The sequence below is a fragment of the Vreelandella venusta genome (genome assembly GCF_044809155.1).
In the GTDB taxonomy this organism is placed as follows: domain Bacteria; phylum Pseudomonadota; class Gammaproteobacteria; order Pseudomonadales; family Halomonadaceae; genus Vreelandella; species Vreelandella venusta_B.
This window is the reverse complement of sequence record NZ_CP085241.1, coordinates 1,041,617-1,060,540: the sequence shown is the minus strand read 5'-3', so window position 1 is coordinate 1,060,540 and position 18,924 is coordinate 1,041,617. Positions and strand designations below refer to the sequence as shown.

Sequence of the window (18,924 nt, the reverse complement as noted above, 5' to 3'; positions counted from 1 at the left end):
TGGTCAAACATCCTGTTCTGAGGTTAGTGTACGTCTACACACCAACGCTGTCATTCCACTCTTGTAGAGGTTGACACTATTGCTCATTGAGTCTGAAGGATTACCGAATTCGTCATGTGCTTAATAACGTTTGCTTGGCACCCAGGCAGCGCTCAGCCTCTTCGCCTCGCGGCGAACCGAGATGAGTTTCACGCCCGCCCCACGGCGCCATTAGCTGTTTGGGATACCCCTCACGGACTAATGGGCGGTCGAGATTTAGAGGCAGGGGGTACGTGGTTGGCGGCTAACCAGCAAGGCCGGGTGGCCGCGCTCACTAATGTACGCGACCCACGGCTTGCCACACCGGCACAAGCTCCTAGTCGAGGGGAGCTGGTGGCGAGCGCTCTACAGTGCCGCGATATTGACGCTTGGCTGGTCCAACTGGCTCACACCAAGGCTCAGCACTATGCCGGGTTTAACCTGCTCGTTGCGACAACAGAGCGCTTGTGGCATCTACATAGAGGTTACGATGGCACTATCCTGAACGAGGTCGCTGAGGGAGTGCATGGCCTCTCCAACGCAACGCTCAATACACCTTGGCCGAAGTTAACCGCCGCCACGCAGACCCTAGCTCAGAGCCGCCCTGATAACTGGCGATACGCTACTCAAGAAGCGTTGCACAATCCTCAGATAGCACCTGATACTCAGTTGCCCAATACAGGGGTTGGCGTAACCCTTGAGCGCCAGCTTTCTGCCGCGTTTATTATTGGTGAGCAGTATGGCACCCGAGCGACGACGTGGGTGACCCTCAGCCAGCAGGGGGAAGTGGCAATGACCGAGCAGCGCTTTGGGCCGCTCGGCCGCTTTGAGGGAGAAACAAGCCTTTCAAATTCAGTCCCGCGGGGGTAGCAAATGCGAAAGCTGCCATTCATCCATACGCGTATTTAAATGCGCATGCACTTGGGTGGGAGTATCCAGCTGCAGAATCTCCTCAAGCAAGCCTTTTGCATCCGTAAAGCTTACCCGGCGAATCGCCGCACGTACTTTAGGTAAGCTCGGGGCGTTCATGGAGAGACTCGTGAAGCCCATGGCCATTAACAGCAGTGCACCCGCCGGGTCGCCCGCTAACTCGCCACACAGTGAGATAGGCTTACCCAGCCGCTTGGCATCCAGAGAAAGCTCTTGCAGCGCACCGAGAAGCGCGGGGTGCAGCGCATCGTAAAGACTTGAGACACGCGGGTTGTTGCGATCGACCGCCAATAGGTATTGCGTTAAGTCGTTGCTGCCCACCGAGAAGAAATCAACGCGTTTAGCTAGCGCGTCCATTTGGTAAATGGTCGCGGGCACTTCGATCATCACGCCGACTTTAGGCCGTATAACGGTGGTGCCCTCCTCGCCTAGCTCGACAATCGCACGATCCAGCAGGCGCAGCGCCTCATCGACCTCTTCCACATTGGTGATCATCGGGAATAGTACATAAAGATTACCCAAATCATGCGAGGCTTTAAGCATGGCGCGCAGCTGCACCATCAACACCTCAGGGTGATCTAGGGTTACCCGCATACCGCGCCAGCCCAAAAAGGGGTTGGCTTCCTCAATAGGGAAATACGGGAGGTCTTTATCGCCACCGATATCCAGGGTACGCATCACCACCGGCAGTGGCGCAAAGCCTTCAAGCTGCTCGCGATACATGCGCATCTGCTCTTTTTCACCGGGGAAGCGCTCGGTAATCATAAACGGCACTTCGGTACGGTAGAGTCCTACGCCGCCAATCCGGCTTTTAAGCAGCGAGCCGGCATCGACCGCTAAGCCGGTATTGACCATCAGCGGCATTGCATAGCCATCCGGCGTTTCGCTGGGCAAATCCTGCTCATGCTCTAGCACTTCGCTGAGCGCGGCCTCTTCGGCAATTAAACTGGCATAGCGCGTTTTCAGCTCTTCAGCGGGACGCACAAACAGACGGCCACGGTGGCCATCCAACACTACCGGCGCGCCATTTAAGCGCGGTAGAGGCAAGTCTACCATGCCTAATACGGTAGGAATTCCCATCGCACGGGCCACAATAGCCACATGAGACGTGCTTGACCCTCTTACCGACACAAGGCCTTTTAACTTATCTCGCGGCACTTCACCCAGCATCGCCACGCTTATTTCGTCGCCGACTAAAATGGCGTTATCAGGGTAGGTTTCAGGCGTTGAGGGCGTGTCTTCCTGCAAATGCGACAGCACACGGCGCCCCAGGTCGCGAATATCCGCCGCCCTTTCGCGAAGGTAGTCGTCATCGACACGCTCTAAATACTGCACATGGCGGCGCACCACATCGGCTAATGCCCCAGGTGCCCACTGCCCTTCACGAATGCGCTTTTCAACCTCTTCAGAAAGCGCCGCTTCCCCCAACATTTGTTGGTATACGTCAAAAAGAGCGAGCTCCTGGGCAGAAATACGGCTTGCTAGGCGCTCGGCGGCGGCGCGAATTTCACTGCGCGTTTTACCAATCGCCTCTTTCAAACGAGCGACTTCATAATCTTGATCATTAGGGATGAGATCAGGAACGCTATTGAGATCAGCAGGTGGAGAAATGACCACCGCTTCACCCATGGCCATGCCGGGAGACGCTGCGACGCCCTTAAACATTGCTTGGCCACCGGGCAGCGCCGGGCGAGAAAGATTGCCCGTCGCTAACGCATGGGCAAGCACCCCCGCCAGCTGCGCGGCCATCGTGACTAAAAAGGCTTCATCCTCGTCGTCGTACTGACGCTTTTCAGCTTGCTGAACCACCAATACGCCAAGCATCAGGCGCTGATGAATAATCGGCACGCCTAAAAAGCTTGAATAGCGCTCTTCGCCCGTGGCCTCAAAATAACGGAAATGGGAGTGCGACTGGGCATCTTCTAGGTTAAGCGGCTCACTGCGCTTGGCCACCAGGCCCACCAAGCCTTCCCCCAAAGGCAGCACAACGCGGCCCACTGCCTGGGTACGCAGCCCAATGGTTTCCATCAGCACCAACGACTCAAGCTCTTTATCGTAAAGGTAAAAAGAGCACACGTCCGTTTGCATGGCCTTGCGTATGCGACGAACCATGGTTGACAGCGCGGCATCGAGGTTTCGAGCGCCATTCACTTCCTGAATGACGCGACGTAGCACCTCAAGCATGGAGGTTTTACTTTTCACTATTATTTGCCTCGCTGAGGGATTTTCGGCTGGCCTTACTGCCCATCCTAGGCAGCAAAGCGCATTATCCTTCGTTATCTTGTGCTAGGCGCTGTACACGCGGAGAGAGCTCTCGTAACGCGCGTCGATATACCTCTCGTTTAAAAGGCACTACCTGCCCCAGTGGGTACCAATAACTTACCCAGCGCCAGCCATCAAATTCGGGCTTGGGCGTGGCCGTCATGCAGATCCGGTTCTCTTGACAGCGAATCCTAAGTAAAAACCACTTCTGTTTCTGACCAATACAGACCGGTCGCGAGTGGGTACGAATCATGCGTCGTGGAAGACGGTAACGCAGCCAGCCCCGGGTGCAGGCGACAATATCAACATCGTCGGCGGTTAGGCCGATCTCTTCGTGAAGCTCACGAAAAAGCGCTTGTTGTGGAGTCTCGCTTGCTTTAATGCCTCCCTGGGGGAATTGCCACGCATTTTGTCCTACACGACGCGCCCAGAGCAGTTGCCCCTGGCTATTGGCAATAATAATGCCAACATTGGGGCGAAAGCCGTCAGCGTCGATCACGGACATCACCTTAATAAATTTTCAGTTATGCCCATTTTTCCACAAGGGAGACAAGCGTATCAATACAATATAACGCTAAGTGGTTAAACCAAGACGACTCTGCGATAATCCGCCGCTTTGTGCCTTGCTATTAACTGGCTATCAACTACCAATATTAACCATAAGGGGAGCGCCGTGAGTCTGGCCATTTTCGATTTGGATAATACGCTGCTATCCATCGACAGCGATCACGCCTGGGGTGAGTTTCTACTCGAACAGGGTGCGGTTGACCCTGTGGCTTACCGAGAAGCCAACGAACGCTTTATGGCCGACTACAACGCGGGCACCCTGGATATGGCAGCGTTTCTGGAGATGGCACTGAAGCCGCTCGCGGAAAACACGCCGGAACAGCTGGTCGCCTGGCATCAGCAGTTTATGGCCAGCAAAATTGAGCCACATATCCTCCCTAAGGCCGAAGAGCTTCTGGCCCGCCACCGCACCAAAGGCGATACGCTGCTGATTATTACCGCCACCAACCGCTTTATTACCGCCCCAATTGCTGAACGCTTGGGCGTCGATGATTTAATCGCGGTTGACCCGGAGATGATCGATGGACGCTACACCGGCCGCGTGTCAGGGGTGCCAAGCTACCGCGAAGGTAAAGTTACCCGTTTAAAGCAGTGGCTTGAAGATCAAGACTTAACCATGGATGGCGCTTGGTTTTACAGCGACTCCCACAACGACCTGCCGCTGCTTGAGCAAGTTGAGCACCCCGTCGCCGTCGACCCCGACGATACGCTTCGCGAAGTCGCCGAAACACGCCATTGGCGGATTATGAGTTTGCGTGATTGAGCGTGATGAGTGGTTGGAGTGAGTAGTAAATCGCAATAAAAAAACCCCGCAAGCATGCTTGCGGGGTTTTACGTTTACTGAGCGTTCTTTTAAAAACGCCAGCGGGCGTGCTTAACCGAGCAGGTGCTCAACGGCAGCGCGCTCTTCGCGCAGCTCTTTCTCGGTGGCTTGCATCTTCTCTTTGCTGAACGCATCCAGCTCGAAACCTTGTACGATTTCGTATTTACCACCCTGGCAGCGCACCGGGTAGGAGTAGATGATGCCTGCCTCGATGCCGTAGCTGCCGTCAGATGGAATCGCCATGCTGACGATGCCGTCACAACCCAGCGCCCAATCGCGCATGTGGTCGATAGCAGAAGACGCGGCAGACGCGGCAGAGGACGCACCGCGTGCTTTAATGATCGCCGCACCGCGCTGCTGAACGGTGGGGATGAAGTCGTTTTCGTACCAGTCGCGTTCAACCAGATCAAACGCCGCTTTGCCGTCAACTGTGCACTGGGCCAGATCCGGGTACTGGGTGGCACTGTGGTTGCCCCAGATGATCATGTTTTCAACGTCAGTAACATGCTTGCCAGTTTTCTGAGCCAGCTGCGTCAGCGCACGGTTATGATCCAGACGCGTCATGGCGGTGAACTGACCAGCGTCGAGGTCCGGCGCGTTGCAAGAAGCAATCAGGGCGTTAGTGTTAGCCGGGTTACCCACAACCAGCACGCGCACATCACGGCTGGCGTGATCGTTTAGCGCTTTGCCCTGTACGGAGAAGATAGCAGCGTTGGCTTCCAGCAGGTCTTTACGCTCCATACCCGGGCCACGCGGGCGGGCACCTACCAGCAGGGCGAAATCAGCATCTTTAAACGCGACGTTGGGGTCATCGGTTGCGACAACGTCTTTAACCAGCGGGAAGGCACAGTCGTTAACTTCCATCACCACGCCGTTCAGGGCATCCATCGCTTGAGGGATTTCCAGAAGCTGAAGAATGACAGGCTGATCCGGCCCCAGCATGTCGCCAGCGGCGATGCGGAAAATAAGAGAGTAGCTAATTTGGCCTGCGCCGCCGGTAATCGCAATACGTACTGGATCTTTCATCATTGCTCCTTGATGGTTTGCCGAGTGTAAGGGCTCGCCTGAGGGTGGTACGACAGAACTTAAGACGGCAAGATGGTATGCCCAGCGGGGCAAAAACTCAATCAGACATGAGGCTAGTACCCGCTCCGCAGATCACTGATACTCGCTGAGAAACTCAGGTTGCGCTATGTTATGGCAGGCCTTGCGCCCTTCATTAGCGCTACTGTTAATACATTGCCTTCTGGGTTTATACGGATATAGCAGCCCCATGCGACGAATTCCCTACTCTTATGCCTTGGCCAGCCTGCTGGTCCTGGTACTGGTCATATGGCTTGCCTTGGGCGATTTTCAGCGCTTTCAAAATACACCACCTGAGAGCAGCCAAACGCAAAGCGAAGCGTTTCCACAGGTAGAGGTAACGGTTCAGCAAAGCACCCCTTACATTCCCCAGCAGGTTATCCAAGGCCAATTATCCGCCGAACGCGACACCACCTTACGCGCTAGCGTGACAGGCTTTGTGGCGGAAAAGCCTGTCGGTCAAGGGGTAACCGTGGCACAGGGCGATACCCTGCTAGTGCTGGATAGCGAGGCGCTACCCGAGCGCCTAACACAGGCACGGGATGAGCTGGCCGTAGCAGAAGCCGAATTAGCAGGCGCCCAAAATTTACGCCGCCGGGAGCTGATTTCGCAGCCAGAACTGCTGCGCCTGCAGAGCGCGTTAAGCGCCAGTGCCGCCCAGGTAGCCCAGCTGGAAAAAAAGCTGAGCGACACCCGCCCTACCGCCCCTTTTACAGGCGTGCTAGACAGGGTTCAGGTTGAAGTAGGCGACCTACTGCAGCCCGGCGAAGAGTGGGGCCGCTTAATTGACGACCGCCGTTTAACCGGCACAGCTTGGGTCTCTCAGCAGCAAGTTGGCGAACTTAGCGTTGGCCTACCGGTCACCGCACGGCTGTTAAACGGGCGCGCGTTAACCGGTGAGATAACCCACATCAGTAGCCGAGCTGAAGAAGCCACCCGTACCTTTTATATCGAAGCCACCCTGGACAACCCTGACCGGCAACGTTTGGCAGGGGGCAGCGCGGAGTTCACCATTACCCTGCCACCGCGCTCTGTGCATACCCTCTCCCCCGCGCTTTTTAGCCTAAACGAACAAGGCCAGTTGGCGGTTAAGCATGTAGTCGATGACAATCAGGTGGCCCAAACGGCCATTGAACTGGTAAGCGCCGATATCGAACGCGCTTATGTCACCGGCTTACCCGACCCGCTGACATTAATCACGTTAGGCGCGGGGTTAGTTGCCCCAGGCGACACCGTCACCCCCGTCCCTGCCAGCCGCCAGGAAGGTGGTCATGCGCCAACTCATTAATGCAGCGCTCATCCACACGCGCACCACGCTATTACTCCTGATGGGGTTACTGCTAGCGGGCATCGCTGCCTGGCTAACCATTCCTAAAGAAGCTAACCCCGACGTTACTATCCCAATTATTTACGTTTCGCTTTCGCTAGAGGGGGTTAGTCCCGAAGATGGAGAGCGGCTTTTAGTTCGTCCCATGGAGCAGGAGCTACGGGGGATTGAAGGGCTGCGCAAATTCACCGCACAGTCCAGCGAAGGCCATGCGGCAGTGACGCTGGAGTTTGATCCTGGCTTTGATCCTGATACAGCGCTTAGTGATGTACGTGAACGTGTAGACATTGCCCGCAGCAGTTTGCCAGATGAAGCTGAAGAGCCCCGGGTGATGGAAGTGAACGTTTCGGAATTTCCGGTGCTGACTATTGGCCTTTCTGGACAGCTAGATACCCGCGAGCGCATTACGATTGCCCGGCGCCTGAAAGAAGAGATTGAGGGCATCGCCAATGTGCTGGAAGTTGATATTGCCGGGGAGCGGGAAGACCTGCTGGAAATCGTCGTCGACCCTTTGGTGCTAGAGAGCTACGGCGTTGATTTTGACACGCTGTTTAATCAGGTATCGCGTAATAATCGATTAGTAGCGGCGGGCAGCTTAGACACCGGCGCAGGGCGTTTAGCGCTGAAGGTACCGGGCATTATCGAATCCCTGGATGATGTGATGCAGATGCCGGTCAAAGTTGAGGGCGATCAAGTGGTCACTTTCGGCGATGTGGCTTGGATTCACCCTACCTACAAAGAGCCCCAAGGTTTTGCGCGCATTGATGGCGAACCCGCCGTGGTACTGGAAACCTCCAAGCGAGCCGGGGCCAATATTATCGCCACTATCGAGGCTGTGCGGGAACGCTTTGCCCTGGCAGGCGATCTGCTTCCAGAACAGCTCAGCATTACCACTATTTTGGATGAATCAGTCACGGTACAGAACATGCTCTCAGAGCTGTTAAATAACGTACTGACCGCCGTGGTGCTAGTGCTGATTGTGGTCGTGGCGGTGATGGGCTGGCGCATGGCACTGCTGGTGGGTTTAACCATTCCGGGGGCATTTTTAACCGGCATTCTACTGGTATGGGCCTTTGGCTTTACGCTCAACATTGTGGTGCTATTCGCGTTGATCTTAGTGGCTGGCATGCTGGTGGATGGCGCCATTGTGGTTAGTGAACTGGCCGACCGCCATTTGCATGAGGGTCAGCCGTCCCATCAGGCGTGGCTGAACGCGGCGTCACGCATGAGTTGGCCGGTCATTGCCTCAACGGCAACAACATTGGCGGTGTTTGTACCGCTGCTATTCTGGCCAGGTATGGTGGGGCAGTTTATGAAGTACCTGCCCGCTACGGTGATTTTATGCTTGCTGGCATCGCTGGCCATGGCGCTTATATTTCTACCTACGCTTGGGCGGCTGGTGACTCGCCCTGCCAAAGCAGTTTCTGCGAAACCAGCATCTGATGAGTCGGCTTCAGACACGCCAGCCTCTAACGAAGAAGCCGCCACCAGCGAGAGAACCGCCAACCCCGAAAGCACGGCCCTTGGGCGCCACTATCGCAGCCTGTTAGCGCGACTGCTCCAACACCCGAGCTGGGTACTGCTGTTCGCCCTGCTGCTGATCGCCCTGCTCTACACGGGCTATGCGCGCTTTAATCACGGGGTGGACTTCTTTCCCAACGTGGAACCAGACAGCGCCCAGGTAGTAGTTCGCGCCCGGGGCGACTTCTCTGCCCTGGAAGCCGATGCCATCTTGCAGCGAGTGGAAAATCACCTGGGTGGAATGAGCGAGGTAGAAGCGCTCTATGCCCGTTCATTTGCGGTGCCCGACCAGCAGATGGGAAGTGATGTGGTGGGCGTGCTGCAGTTTCAGTTTGTGGATTGGTACCAGCGCCGCCCTGCACAAGCGATATTAGACGATATGGCCGAGCGCACCCGAGACATACCTGGCATCACACTGGAGTTTCAGGAGCAGGAGATGGGTCCCGGTGGCGGCAAACCCATTGTGCTAGAGATAAGCGCCACCGACCCAGACATTGCCGATGCGGGGGTTAATCAACTCGTGGGGCTTATGCGCGAGCTGGGCGGGTTTACCGACATTCAGGACAACCGCAGCCTGCCGGGGGTGGAGTGGCGGGTGAACGTTGACCGTGAAGCCGCTGCCCGCATGGGCACCGACATTACGACCATTGGCAGTGCCGTACAGCTGCTGACCACAGGGCTGCAGGTAGCTAGCTACCGCCCGCCTACGGTGAGCGATGAAGTGGATATTCGCGTTCGTCTGCCCGAGTCATGGCGATCGCTGGATCAACTTGAGCGGTTAACCCTTAATACCCCGCGCGGCCAAGTGCCTATCTCTCACTTTGTCACGATTACCCCGGCGCCTAAAGTCGGCACGCTAAACCGCATTGACGGGCGTCGGGCGATTACCCTTGAGGCAGATTTAGCCCCCGGTTACCTTGCCGACGAGCGCTTGCGGGCGCTGCTTTCAGCGGGCGAAGGCCAACTGCCCAATGGCTTAATGGTGAACGTGGCCGGGGAGCAGGAAGACCAGCAAGAAGCGATGCAGTTTTTGATTAGCGCCTTTTTAATTGCCATTGGCCTCATGGCGCTCATCTTAGTCACCCAGTTCAATAGCTACTATCAAGCGGCACTGGTGCTATCTGCCATTGTGTTCTCAACGGCTGGGGTACTGATGGGCCTGCTGATTACCGGCCAGGCCTTTGGCATTGTTATGGTGGGCATGGGGGTTATTGCCCTGGCAGGCATTGTGGTCAACAACAATATCGTATTGATTGATACCTACAACGAGCTGCGGGGCAATGGCATGACGCCCACAGAAGCAGCGCTGGAAGCGGGCTGTTTGCGCCTGCGCCCGGTACTGCTGACGGCGATTACCACGGTGCTGGGGCTAATGCCCATGGTGTTGGGCATTAACGTGAATCTGTTTGCCCCAGCCCTTGGCTTTAACGCCCCTTCCGCCCAGTGGTGGACCCAGATGTCCAGCGCCATCGCCGGTGGCCTCACCTTCGCCACTGGGCTTACGCTGCTACTCACACCCTGCATGCTGGTGATCGGTGGCAAGCTCCGCCGTTAAACGGCAGGCGGCGTACTTGAACTCGGGTATTTTGCCGTAGGGGTCCAGGGCCGGGTTGGTGAGTAGATTGGCGGCGGCCTCGACGTAGGCAAACGGCACAAACACCATCCCATCGGGGATTTTGTCGTCCACTCTGGCGGTCAGCGTTATCGTTCCGCGCCGCGTGGTAATGGTGAGCTTCTCGCCCGGTGCCACCCCCAGGCGATGGAGTTCACCCGGTGAAAGGCTGGCGACCGCTTCTGGCTCTAGGGCGTCGAGCACCTGGGCACGCCGCGTCATCGAACCCGTATGCCAATGCTCCAACTGGCGGCCCGTGGTGAGCACCGTGGGGTACTCGTCATCCACTGGCTCGTCCGGCGGCAGCGGGCGCGTGGGGGCGAATTTAGCCAGCCCGCCAGCCCGCGGAAAGGCGTCGCTAAAGACCACATCCTGGCCGGGCGTGTCCTCGGCTGGGCAGGGGTACGTCACGGAGTGCTCTCGCGCTAGCCGCTCCCAGCTAATATGGTTGAACGAGTGCATACCCTGCTGCATTTCGGCAAACACTTCTTGCGGGTGCTGATAGCGCCAGCCCAGCCCAAAGCGGTTAGCGATCTCTTGGATAATCCACCAATCCGGCTTGGCTTCTCCTGGCAGCGGTAAGGACGCCCTGCCCAGCTGTACTTGGCGGTTGGTATTGGTCACGGTGCCGTCTTTTTCGGGCCACGCAGAAGCAGGCAGAATCACGTCCGCGAACTGAGCGGTTTCGGTGATAAACAGATCCTGCACCACCAAATGCTCAAGCTTACCCAGCGCAGCGCGGGCGTGGGTAAGATCCGGGTCAGACATCGCTGGGTTTTCACCCAAAATGTACATACCGCGCACCTCGCCTGCGTGAATCGCATTCATTACTTCCACCACCGTCAGCCCAGGCTCATCGCTCAGCGGCGTGTTCCATAGCTCTTCAAACGCGGCGCGCAGCTGGCTATCGCCTACTGGCTGGTAATCCGGCAGCACCATGGGAATCAGCCCCGCATCCGAGGCACCCTGCACGTTATTTTGACCGCGTAGCGGGTGCAGGCCCGTGCCGGGGCGGCCGGTATGGCCGCAGGCCAGTGCCAGCGAAATCAGGCAGCAGGCGTTGTCGGTGCCGTGGGTATGCTGGGAAATGCCCATCCCCCAGAAAATCATCGCTTTTTCAGCCTTGGCGTAGCGGCGTGCCACCTCACGAATGGTGTCGGGGGCAACGCCGCACAGCGTACTCATGGCGTCCGGTGTGCTGTGAGCCACGCTCTGCTTGAGCGCTTCAAAGCCTTCGGTGTGGGCGTCGATGTAGGTTTGGTTATACAGGCCTTCCGCGATAATCACGTGGAGCAGCGCGTTGAACAGCGATACATCTGCCCCCGGTGTAAAGCGCACGCTCATGCTGGCATAAGCGTCCAACGCTTGCCCGCGAGGGTCGAGAATAATGATCTCAGTGCCCCGCTTGGCTGCCTGCTTGAAGAATGTTGCCGCCACGGGGTGATTCACCGCCGGGTTGCAGCCGGTGAGGATCACCACGTCAGCTTCCAGCGCCTGCATAAACGAAGCGGTCACCGCGCCTGAGCCTAAGCACTCCATCAGCGCCGCGACGGAGCTGGCATGGCAAAGCCGCGTGCAGTGGTCCACGTTATTGCTGCCAAAACCGGTACGCACCAGCTTCTGGAACAGCCACGCCTCTTCGTTGGAGCACTTGGCGCTGCCAAAGCCCGCCAGCGCTTTTGGCCCTTGCGCCTGCTTAACTGCCATCAGGCCGCCCGCCGCGATTTCCAGCGCTTCGTCCCAGCTGGCCTCGCGAAAGTGGCTGAAAGGATTGGCGGGGTCAAAGGAAGGGTCGAGCGCCTTGGGAATACTGGGCAGACGTATCAGTGGCTTGGTCAGCCGTGCGGGATGGCTCACGTAATCAAACCCAAACCGGCCTTTCACGCACAGGCGGTTCTGGTTAGCGGGGCCGTTGCGCCCTTCCACATAAGCCAAGGCATCGTCGTTAATATGATACGTCAGCTGGCAGCCCACCCCGCAGTAGGGGCACACGGAATCCACCTGCCGCTGGCTTTGAGAATCGCCCTGACCTTGGGCATTGACAACGGTGGCAGGCATCAACGCGCCGGTGGGGCACGCCTGCACGCACTCGCCGCAGCCCACGCAGGTGCTCTGGCCCATCGGGTCGGCAAAATCGAATACCACGGTGGCGGCGGCGCCCCGCTGCGCCATGCCGATGACATCGTTACTCTGCACCTCGCGGCAGGCGCGCACGCACAGGTTACAGGTAATGCATGCGTCCAAGTTGACATGCATCGCCGGGTGGCTGGTATCTGGCTGGCTCACCTGTGGCGCCGCCGCCGCATGGCTGACGGCTGCTTTACGTCGTGGCGGCAGCCATGACTTAACGGCCGCTTCGTCAACCGCTAACTGGTCGGCTACTTCCCAGAAGTGGCTGGAGCGGTCAGGGCTTAGGGCGCGGTTGGGCTGGTCGGCCATCAGCAGTTCCAGCACGGTTTCACGGGCTTGTATGGCACGGGGCGAGTGGGCGCTGCGCACCACCATGTCGGGCTTGGCCTCGCGGATACAGCTTGCCGCCAGCACTCGCTCGCCTCCCACTTCCACCATACAGGCACGGCAGTTGCCATCGGCGCGGTAGCCGGGGGCATCTTTAAAGCAGAGGTGGGGAATGGTCTCTCCAGCGCGCTTGGCTACCTGCCAAAGGGATTCTCCGGGATAGGCAGTGACTTCTTGATCATCCAAGACAATAGTGAACGAAGCGGTCATGGTGCACTCCCTTCAGCGGCATCGCTGACGATAATCTGCTGCTGGGCGAGCGCAGGGCGGAAATCCTTAAGTAGTCCTAACACAGGGTTCGGTGCCGCTTGCCCCAGGCCGCAAATCGAGGCGTCCTGCATCACCTGCGCCAGTCGAGTGAGCGCCTGTACGTCCCACTGAGGACGCTCTAGCAGGCTAAGCATTTTCTCGGTGCCTACCCGACAAGGCGTGCACTGCCCGCAAGACTCATCGGCAAAAAAAGCCAGCAGGTTGGTGGCCACCGCCTGAAGATTATCTTGCTCAGAGAGCACGATAATCGCCGCTGACCCAATAAAACTGCCGTGCGCCTGTAACGTATCAAAATCCAGCGGCAAATCCGCTTTACTGGCGGGGAGAATACCGCCCGATGCACCGCCGGGTAGATATGCAGCCAGCGAATGCCCTTCCGCCATGCCGCCCGCATACTCCTCTATCAACTCGCGTAGCGTGATACCCGCAGGTGCCAGGTACACGCCGGGCTTTTTCACTCGCCCGGAGACGGAAAAACTGCGTAAACCGCGCCTACTGTTGCGCCCATGTCCGGCAAACCACTCAGCGCCTTTATGCCAAATGGGCGCAATCCAGTAGACGGTTTCAACGTTATTGACCAGCGTGGGGCGGCCAAAAAGCCCTTGTTGGGCTACGTAAGGCGGGCGGTGGCGCGGCTTACCCGGCTTGCCTTCCAAGGATTCAATCAGCGCCGACTCCTCGCCACAGATATAAGCGCCCGCGCCCCGGCGCATGATGATGAATCCAGGCGCGACGATGCCCGCCTTCTCAAGCTCCGCAGTCGCCTCATGGAGCACGCGGTGCAGGCCAGGGTACTCGTCGCGCAGATAGATATAGAGAGCCTCGGCCTCTATCGCCCAAGCGCTAATCAGCGCGCCCTCAAGAAACTGATGCGGCGCACGCTCTAAGTGATAGCGGTCTTTAAACGTCCCCGGCTCGCCCTCATCAGCGTTAATCACACAGTAGCGCGGCCCGGCGGCTTGGCGCACCGCCTGCCACTTTTTAAACGTAGGGAAGCCCGCGCCCCCCAAGCCTCGCAGGCCCGAGACTTCAAGCGCCTGCAGCACATCATCAATGCTGACCTTACCGCTGCGGACATTGGCCAGTAACTGGTAACCGCCAGCCTGCTGGTAGGCATCAAGCCGCTGCCAAATAATCGCTTCAGGGTGAAAGTGGCCCGTATCTACGACCGCCTCGACGCCATCGGCAGTGGCGTATAACACATGGTGGTGGCCCACTTCAGCCACGGGTGCCGTATCGCAGCGCCCCATGCAAGGGGCACGGATCACCCGCACACAGTCAGGATCGACGCGGGCCTCTAATGCTTTGTGCAGCGCACTGGCCCCCGCTAATTGGCAGGAAAGAGAATCACAGACGCGAATCGTGGTATCCGGCGGGGGCGGTTGGTGGTCGTGCACCACATCGAAATGGGCATAGAATGTCGCCGTCTCATACACCGCTGCCATGGGCAGGTTCATATAGGCTGCCAGGGCGCGCAGTTCCACAAGCGATAAGTGGCCGTGGGCATCCTGAATAGCGTGTAGATGCTCAATCAGTAGATCACGCTGTTGCAAACGTGCATTAAGGCGTTCATCGCCTAATAGACTGCGCAGTGCCGCCAGCGCAACAGGAGCCACATCGCGCCCTTTCGGGTAACCACGGCGGCGACGATGCGTAGAGTGAGAATAAGACGTCATAGCACGCTATCCAAAGGCTATTTAAAAGGGCCATCTGCAAAAGTTGCTAGCCCATCAGAGGATTACTGGCCAGTCACATAATGCAGCTAGTTTTCACACGAAAATGTATAAACCGACATTTTTCATCACAGCCGTCTGCAACATGCAGCCACCTGACGGGTCGTAGTAGTGCTAAACAGCGTTTTAAAAGCATAGAGCTTAACTCACGTTAGTGAAACCAAGGCATTACACTGGTGCAATGCGGCACGCTGCCAGACGGCTCTCTCATGGGAATGTTACTGGCAACGTACGTAGGTAATCTCTATTATCTGCCGTCTTTTTAATAGGATAAGTTAGGAGCGTGACATGGATAAACGAGCACCTTGGATCATCACGCTCTTATTAATAACCGCTCTAAACGCGACGCAAGCGTTTGGCGGCAACTCTTTCAAAATAATCACTTCATTTAGTGTCATTGAGGACCTCGTTGAGCGGGTGGCGGGTAGCGATATCACTATTACTAACCTTATCCCGCCGGAGGAAGATGTTCACCGCTGGGAGCTGACGCCCCCCAATGTGCTCGCCATTGAAGAAGCAGACATTATTTTTTACAACGGTTTTGGCTTAGAGCCATGGATGCGCCATGTAGAAGCGATGGCCCACGACAACCTAACCCTTACGGCCATCGCCGAAAACGCCGACTACGCCCCGCTGCCCCTTACAATGGGTCAGTTTAAAGGGAGCACGAACCCCCATATGTGGATGGACCCCAAAGGGGCAGCCGCTTACATCGATGTGATTGCGCAAACGCTAAGCGACCACTACCCCGAACATGCCGAAGCGTTTAACGCGCGGGCTAAAGACGCTCATGAGGCGCTAGCGCAGCTAGACCAGCAGCTGTTAGAGCGCTTGCAAGGTATCCCCCAAACCAATCGCCAACTGGTAACCAGTGAGGCAGGCATGCACTATTTTGCGCGCGCCTATGGGTTTGAGTACGACGCTATTTGGGGTGTCAATCATGAAACATTTGGCAGTGCTCAAGCGATGGCGGCCATGAGTAGGCGTTTGGTGGAAAAACGCCCTCAGGCGCTGTTTTATGAAAGCACGGTGCCGTGTATCCATATGGACGCTCTTGCCCGAGAGATAAACGTAAGCCTTAAAGGCCCGCTTTATGTGGACACGCTGGGTGCGAGCGACAGCCCTGCTTACAACTACCCTGCCATGCTGCGCCAAAACGTGGAGCAGCTCCACGAAGGGCTAGGCGGGGCGCGACCAGAGTGAGCATTTCTTCTATTTAGCGTGAACACGTAAGCGCTAACGCAGATTATTCGGTCAGTGCCAGCAGTGAGCTAATTAACAGGTCAGGCTGGCTCTGCGCTATTGGCTCGCCGTGGTTATAGCCATAGGGCAACGCCACGGTGGTAAAGCCCGCGGCTTTGCCTGCCGCTATATCGTGACGGGAGTCGCCGACCATCACGCTGGCTGAAGGCGGAATATCCAACGTTTGAGCAGCGTGTAACAACGGTAACGGGCTGGGCTTTTTCTCGTCCAGAGTATCGCCGCCCAGGCAAAGGGCAAACAGCGGTAGCAGTTCAAAGTGACTTAAGATAGGCGCGATAAAACGTTCGGGCTTGTTAGTGATTAACACCAGCGCATAGCCTTTTTCGTGCAAAGCTTTGAGCGTTGACTGTACCCCAGGATAAAGCTGAGTAAGCGCATTGGGTGCAGCGCTGTAGTGGCGCATAAAAGCGTCATACGCACTGGCTTGTAAGGCTTGATCCGGTGCCTGCTCAGTCGCCCAGGTTAGCGCTCGCTCCACTAACACCGGCGCGCCGTTACCCACCCAGTCGCGCACGTGCTCTTCGCTGGGCGCTGTTAGGCCAACCTCATTCAGCGCGTTTTGGACGGCTACCGCCAGATCCGGCACTGAATCAATCAAGGTGCCGTCTAAATCAAAAGCAATTAACCGCTTGCCCTGCAAAATGGTGTGCACGCTGCTGTTCTCCTATTAGGCCTCGTGAGGCGCTACTGACTTACCGCCATTCCCATTACTTTTATTATCTTACCCGTTTAGCACGTCGTCAGGCAGGCTAGAAGGTTCTATGCTGTGGCTATAATTAGCAAGGAGAGCAGAATGGCGATACCACGAATTGTGATCGTTGGCGGTGGTGCAGGCGGGTTAGCCCTCGCCACACGCCTGGGTAAAACACTCGGTAAAAAACAGCGCGCAGAGATTATCTTACTGGACCGCAACGCCACCCATGTATGGAAGCCACTTCTGCATGAGCTGGCAACCGGCGCGCTTAACTCCAGTATGGATGAAGTCGATTACCGAGGACACTCAAGTGCCCACCACTACCGCTACCAGCGCGGCTCGCTGGAAGGCGTTGATCGCGATAAAAAGGTCATTCAACTTTCCCCCATTTTGGATGAGGACGGCGATGAAGTCCTGCCCGCCCGCGAGCTCACCTACGATCATCTTGTGCTAGCGCTCGGCAGTGTTTCAAACGATTTTGGTACGGAAGGTGTCGCAGAACACTGCCACTTTATAGACTCGCCCCAGCAAGCTAAGGCGTTTCAGCATCACATGATTAACACCTTTTTACGCTATACCGATCCAGCACTGCGCCAGCATACTCAACTCACTATTGGCATTGTGGGGGGCGGCGCGACCGGCGTTGAGCTTTCTGCAGAACTGTTAGATGCCTCGCGCTTGCTTAATGCCTATGGCGTTACGGCCCTCGACCACCAGAACATTAGCGTGCATTTAATTGAAGCTGCGCCACGCTTACTGCCCGCTCTTTCTGAGCGAATTGGTCATACCGTTAAGCAAGAGTTAGAGAGCATGGGCGTGCAGGTGCATGTCGACACGGCGATCCAACAGGCAGAGGCATATCAGTTAGTCACCGGCGATGGGCATGTGATCGAAACCGATTTGAACGTGTGGGCAGCAGGGATTAAAGCCCCGCCATTTTTGGCTGCACTCGGCCTAACCACCAATAAGAAAAACCAGATTAGCGTACACCAAACGCTGCAGAGCGTTGATGACCCGCATATCTTTGCCATGGGCGATTGCGCTAGCTGCCCTCAAGGGAAGGACAGCACTGTGCCACCCCGCGCCCAGGCCGCCCACCAGCAAGCCAAGCTGCTGGCTAAAAACATGGTCAACGCGCTAGAAGAAAAGCCTTTGAGAGACTTTGTATACCGCGACCACGGCTCGCTGGTGTCGCTGGCTCGCTACGATGCAGTGGGCAACTTAATGCGCAGCTCTGCCTCAAAGGGGCTATTTTTAGAGGGCTGGCTGGCGCGTCAGGCCTATGCGTCGCTCTACCGCATGCACCAGCTCTCTATTCATGGCGCCCCTAAAACTGGGCTGGCCTGGCTAGTTGATAAGTTAAACCGCTACCTGAAACCCCGCATGAAGCTTCATTAAAGGGTTGTCTTAGCCCTGCGCCTTTGCCAGCTCGTTGCGCATCTGCTGAATCACGCTGTCATAACCATGGGGGTCGCTGGATTGATGGGCGCTAAAAATCGCTGAGCCGGCCACAAACGTGTCGGCACCAGCAGCGGCGATGTCGGCAATGTTGTCGACTTTCACGCCGCCGTCGATCTCTAAGCGAATTGGCCGACCAGATGCATCAATACGCGCCCGCGCTTCGCGCAGTTTATCCAGGGTACCAGGAATAAACGACTGGCCGCCGAAGCCTGGGTTCACGCTCATAAGCAGCACCATGTCGATTTTGTCCATCACGTAATCAAGGTACGAAAGCGGAGTCGCTGGGTTAAACACCAGCCCCGCTTTACAGCCACTATCGCGAATCAGCTGTAGCGAGCGATCTACATGCTCAGAGGCTTCCGGGTGAAACGTGATGTAACTCGCCCCGGCCTCACTAAAATCACCAATCATACGGTCAACCGGCTTGACCATCAGATGCACATCAATAGGCGCTGTCACGCCGTGTTGGCGCAGCGCCTTGCACACCATTGGCCCGATGGTCAGGTTCGGCACGTAGTGGTTGTCCATTACGTCGAAGTGAACAATATCAGCACCGGCGGCCAACACGTTATCGACCTCCTCGCCAAGCCGCGCAAAATTAGCGGAGAGAATCGAAGGGGCAATCAGAAAGTCGTGCGCAGCGGACATAGTGGGTTCCTTGGTGGCCAGGAGAAGTAAGCCTATATCTTACCAGAGCCACCCTCGAAGCCCCATCTTGCTGAAGGGGGCACCCTGCACAAAGACACACACCTATATTCTTAAAAAGAATATAAAACACAATTGTAATTCCACAATCACAGGTATAACCTTAGTGCCATTGCGACAACATCGCCCCGAATCTAA

13 protein-coding genes are annotated in these 18,924 nt (G+C 56.8%); 6 read left to right on the top strand and 7 right to left on the bottom strand.

Annotation, left to right across the window (positions count from 1 at the left end; translation table 11 throughout):
- The first annotated feature begins 114 nt into the window (after positions 1-114).
- Positions 115-888 carry an NRDE family protein gene (locus tag LG301_RS05060; RefSeq protein ID WP_404473975.1) on the top strand — a complete coding sequence of 258 codons (774 nt, stop codon included), beginning with the start codon at positions 115-117 and terminating at the stop codon, positions 886-888.
- Here LG301_RS05060 and ptsP read toward each other — a convergent pair.
- Together ptsP and LG301_RS05050 are read right to left on the bottom strand one after the other, a co-directional pair.
- The gene (gene ptsP / locus LG301_RS05055; RefSeq protein ID WP_404475178.1) at positions 871-3,132 is read right to left on the bottom strand and encodes a phosphoenolpyruvate--protein phosphotransferase; all 2,262 of its coding nucleotides are present in this window, start codon (positions 3,130-3,132) and stop codon (positions 871-873) included. The genes LG301_RS05060 and ptsP overlap by 18 nt on opposite strands.
- 82 nt (positions 3,133-3,214) lie before the next feature.
- Positions 3,215-3,709 (bottom strand): RNA pyrophosphohydrolase, encoded by a 495-nt coding sequence (locus tag LG301_RS05050; RefSeq protein WP_253501893.1) that lies wholly within the window; start codon positions 3,707-3,709, stop codon positions 3,215-3,217.
- A 174-nt stretch (positions 3,710-3,883) separates the two neighbouring features.
- Between LG301_RS05050 and LG301_RS05045 the strand changes: the two genes are divergently transcribed.
- A complete protein-coding gene (locus LG301_RS05045; protein ID WP_404473973.1) occupies positions 3,884-4,540 on the top strand; it encodes an HAD family hydrolase in 657 nt (218 codons plus the stop codon).
- 111 nt (positions 4,541-4,651) lie between these two features.
- On the opposite strand, the gene LG301_RS05040 is transcribed toward LG301_RS05045, so the two are convergent.
- Positions 4,652-5,626 (bottom strand): malate dehydrogenase, encoded by a 975-nt coding sequence (locus LG301_RS05040; RefSeq protein ID WP_404473971.1) that lies wholly within the window; start codon positions 5,624-5,626, stop codon positions 4,652-4,654.
- Between the two features lie 247 nt (positions 5,627-5,873).
- Here LG301_RS05040 and LG301_RS05035 point away from each other — a divergent pair, with 247 nt between their 5' ends.
- Together LG301_RS05035 and LG301_RS05030 are read left to right on the top strand one after the other, a co-directional pair.
- Positions 5,874-6,971 carry an efflux RND transporter periplasmic adaptor subunit gene (locus LG301_RS05035; protein ID WP_404473970.1) on the top strand — a complete coding sequence of 366 codons (1,098 nt, stop codon included), beginning with the start codon at positions 5,874-5,876 and terminating at the stop codon, positions 6,969-6,971.
- Positions 6,955-10,086 carry an efflux RND transporter permease subunit gene (locus LG301_RS05030; protein ID WP_404473967.1) on the top strand — a complete coding sequence of 1,044 codons (3,132 nt, stop codon included), beginning with the start codon at positions 6,955-6,957 and terminating at the stop codon, positions 10,084-10,086. The genes LG301_RS05035 and LG301_RS05030 overlap by 17 nt, the downstream gene beginning before the upstream one ends.
- Here LG301_RS05030 and fdhF read toward each other — a convergent pair.
- The gene (fdhF, locus tag LG301_RS05025; RefSeq protein ID WP_404473965.1) at positions 10,039-12,870 is read right to left on the bottom strand and encodes a formate dehydrogenase subunit alpha; all 2,832 of its coding nucleotides are present in this window, start codon (positions 12,868-12,870) and stop codon (positions 10,039-10,041) included. The genes LG301_RS05030 and fdhF overlap by 48 nt on opposite strands.
- The gene (locus LG301_RS05020; protein WP_404473963.1) at positions 12,867-14,606 is read right to left on the bottom strand and encodes an NADH-ubiquinone oxidoreductase-F iron-sulfur binding region domain-containing protein; all 1,740 of its coding nucleotides are present in this window, start codon (positions 14,604-14,606) and stop codon (positions 12,867-12,869) included. Before LG301_RS05020 ends, fdhF begins: the two co-directional genes overlap by 4 nt.
- 345 nt (positions 14,607-14,951) lie before the next feature.
- Here LG301_RS05020 and LG301_RS05015 point away from each other — a divergent pair, with 345 nt between their 5' ends.
- Positions 14,952-15,866, top strand: a complete 915-nt coding sequence (locus LG301_RS05015; protein ID WP_404473961.1) for a metal ABC transporter substrate-binding protein — start codon at positions 14,952-14,954, stop codon at positions 15,864-15,866.
- A gap of 43 nt (positions 15,867-15,909) precedes the next feature.
- Here LG301_RS05015 and LG301_RS05010 read toward each other — a convergent pair whose 3' ends face one another.
- Complete coding sequence (locus LG301_RS05010; protein ID WP_404473959.1) at positions 15,910-16,578, bottom strand: phosphoglycolate phosphatase; 669 nt, start codon at positions 16,576-16,578, stop codon at positions 15,910-15,912.
- A gap of 141 nt (positions 16,579-16,719) precedes the next feature.
- Here LG301_RS05010 and LG301_RS05005 point away from each other — a divergent pair, with 141 nt between their 5' ends.
- Positions 16,720-18,018, top strand: coding sequence for an NAD(P)/FAD-dependent oxidoreductase (locus tag LG301_RS05005; RefSeq protein WP_404473957.1), 1,299 nt, complete (start codon positions 16,720-16,722; stop codon positions 18,016-18,018).
- A gap of 9 nt (positions 18,019-18,027) precedes the next feature.
- On the opposite strand, the gene rpe is transcribed toward LG301_RS05005, so the two are convergent.
- Positions 18,028-18,729: a ribulose-phosphate 3-epimerase gene (gene rpe, locus LG301_RS05000; RefSeq protein WP_404473955.1), complete on the bottom strand. Its 702-nt coding sequence runs from the start codon at positions 18,727-18,729 to the stop codon at positions 18,028-18,030.
- Positions 18,730-18,924 lie beyond the last annotated feature (195 nt).

Bases quoted from the DNA above. Each gene is read 5' to 3' on its own strand.
- rpe (WP_404473955.1), bottom strand. From the start codon at position 18,729: ATGTCCGCTGCGCACGACTTTCTGATTGCCCCTTCGATTCTCTCCGCT.
- ptsP (WP_404475178.1), bottom strand. From the start codon at position 3,132: ATGCTTGAGGTGCTACGTCGCGTCATTCAGGAAGTGAATGGCGCTCGA.
- LG301_RS05060 (WP_404473975.1), top strand. From the start codon at position 115: ATGTGCTTAATAACGTTTGCTTGGCACCCAGGCAGCGCTCAGCCTCTT.
- fdhF (WP_404473965.1), bottom strand. From the start codon at position 12,870: ATGACCGCTTCGTTCACTATTGTCTTGGATGATCAAGAAGTCACTGCC.
- LG301_RS05015 (WP_404473961.1), top strand. From the start codon at position 14,952: ATGGATAAACGAGCACCTTGGATCATCACGCTCTTATTAATAACCGCT.
- LG301_RS05040 (WP_404473971.1), bottom strand. From the start codon at position 5,626: ATGAAAGATCCAGTACGTATTGCGATTACCGGCGGCGCAGGCCAAATT.
- LG301_RS05020 (WP_404473963.1), bottom strand. From the start codon at position 14,606: ATGACGTCTTATTCTCACTCTACGCATCGTCGCCGCCGTGGTTACCCG.
- LG301_RS05030 (WP_404473967.1), top strand. From the start codon at position 6,955: ATGCGCCAACTCATTAATGCAGCGCTCATCCACACGCGCACCACGCTA.
- LG301_RS05035 (WP_404473970.1), top strand. From the start codon at position 5,874: ATGCGACGAATTCCCTACTCTTATGCCTTGGCCAGCCTGCTGGTCCTG.
- LG301_RS05005 (WP_404473957.1), top strand. From the start codon at position 16,720: ATGGCGATACCACGAATTGTGATCGTTGGCGGTGGTGCAGGCGGGTTA.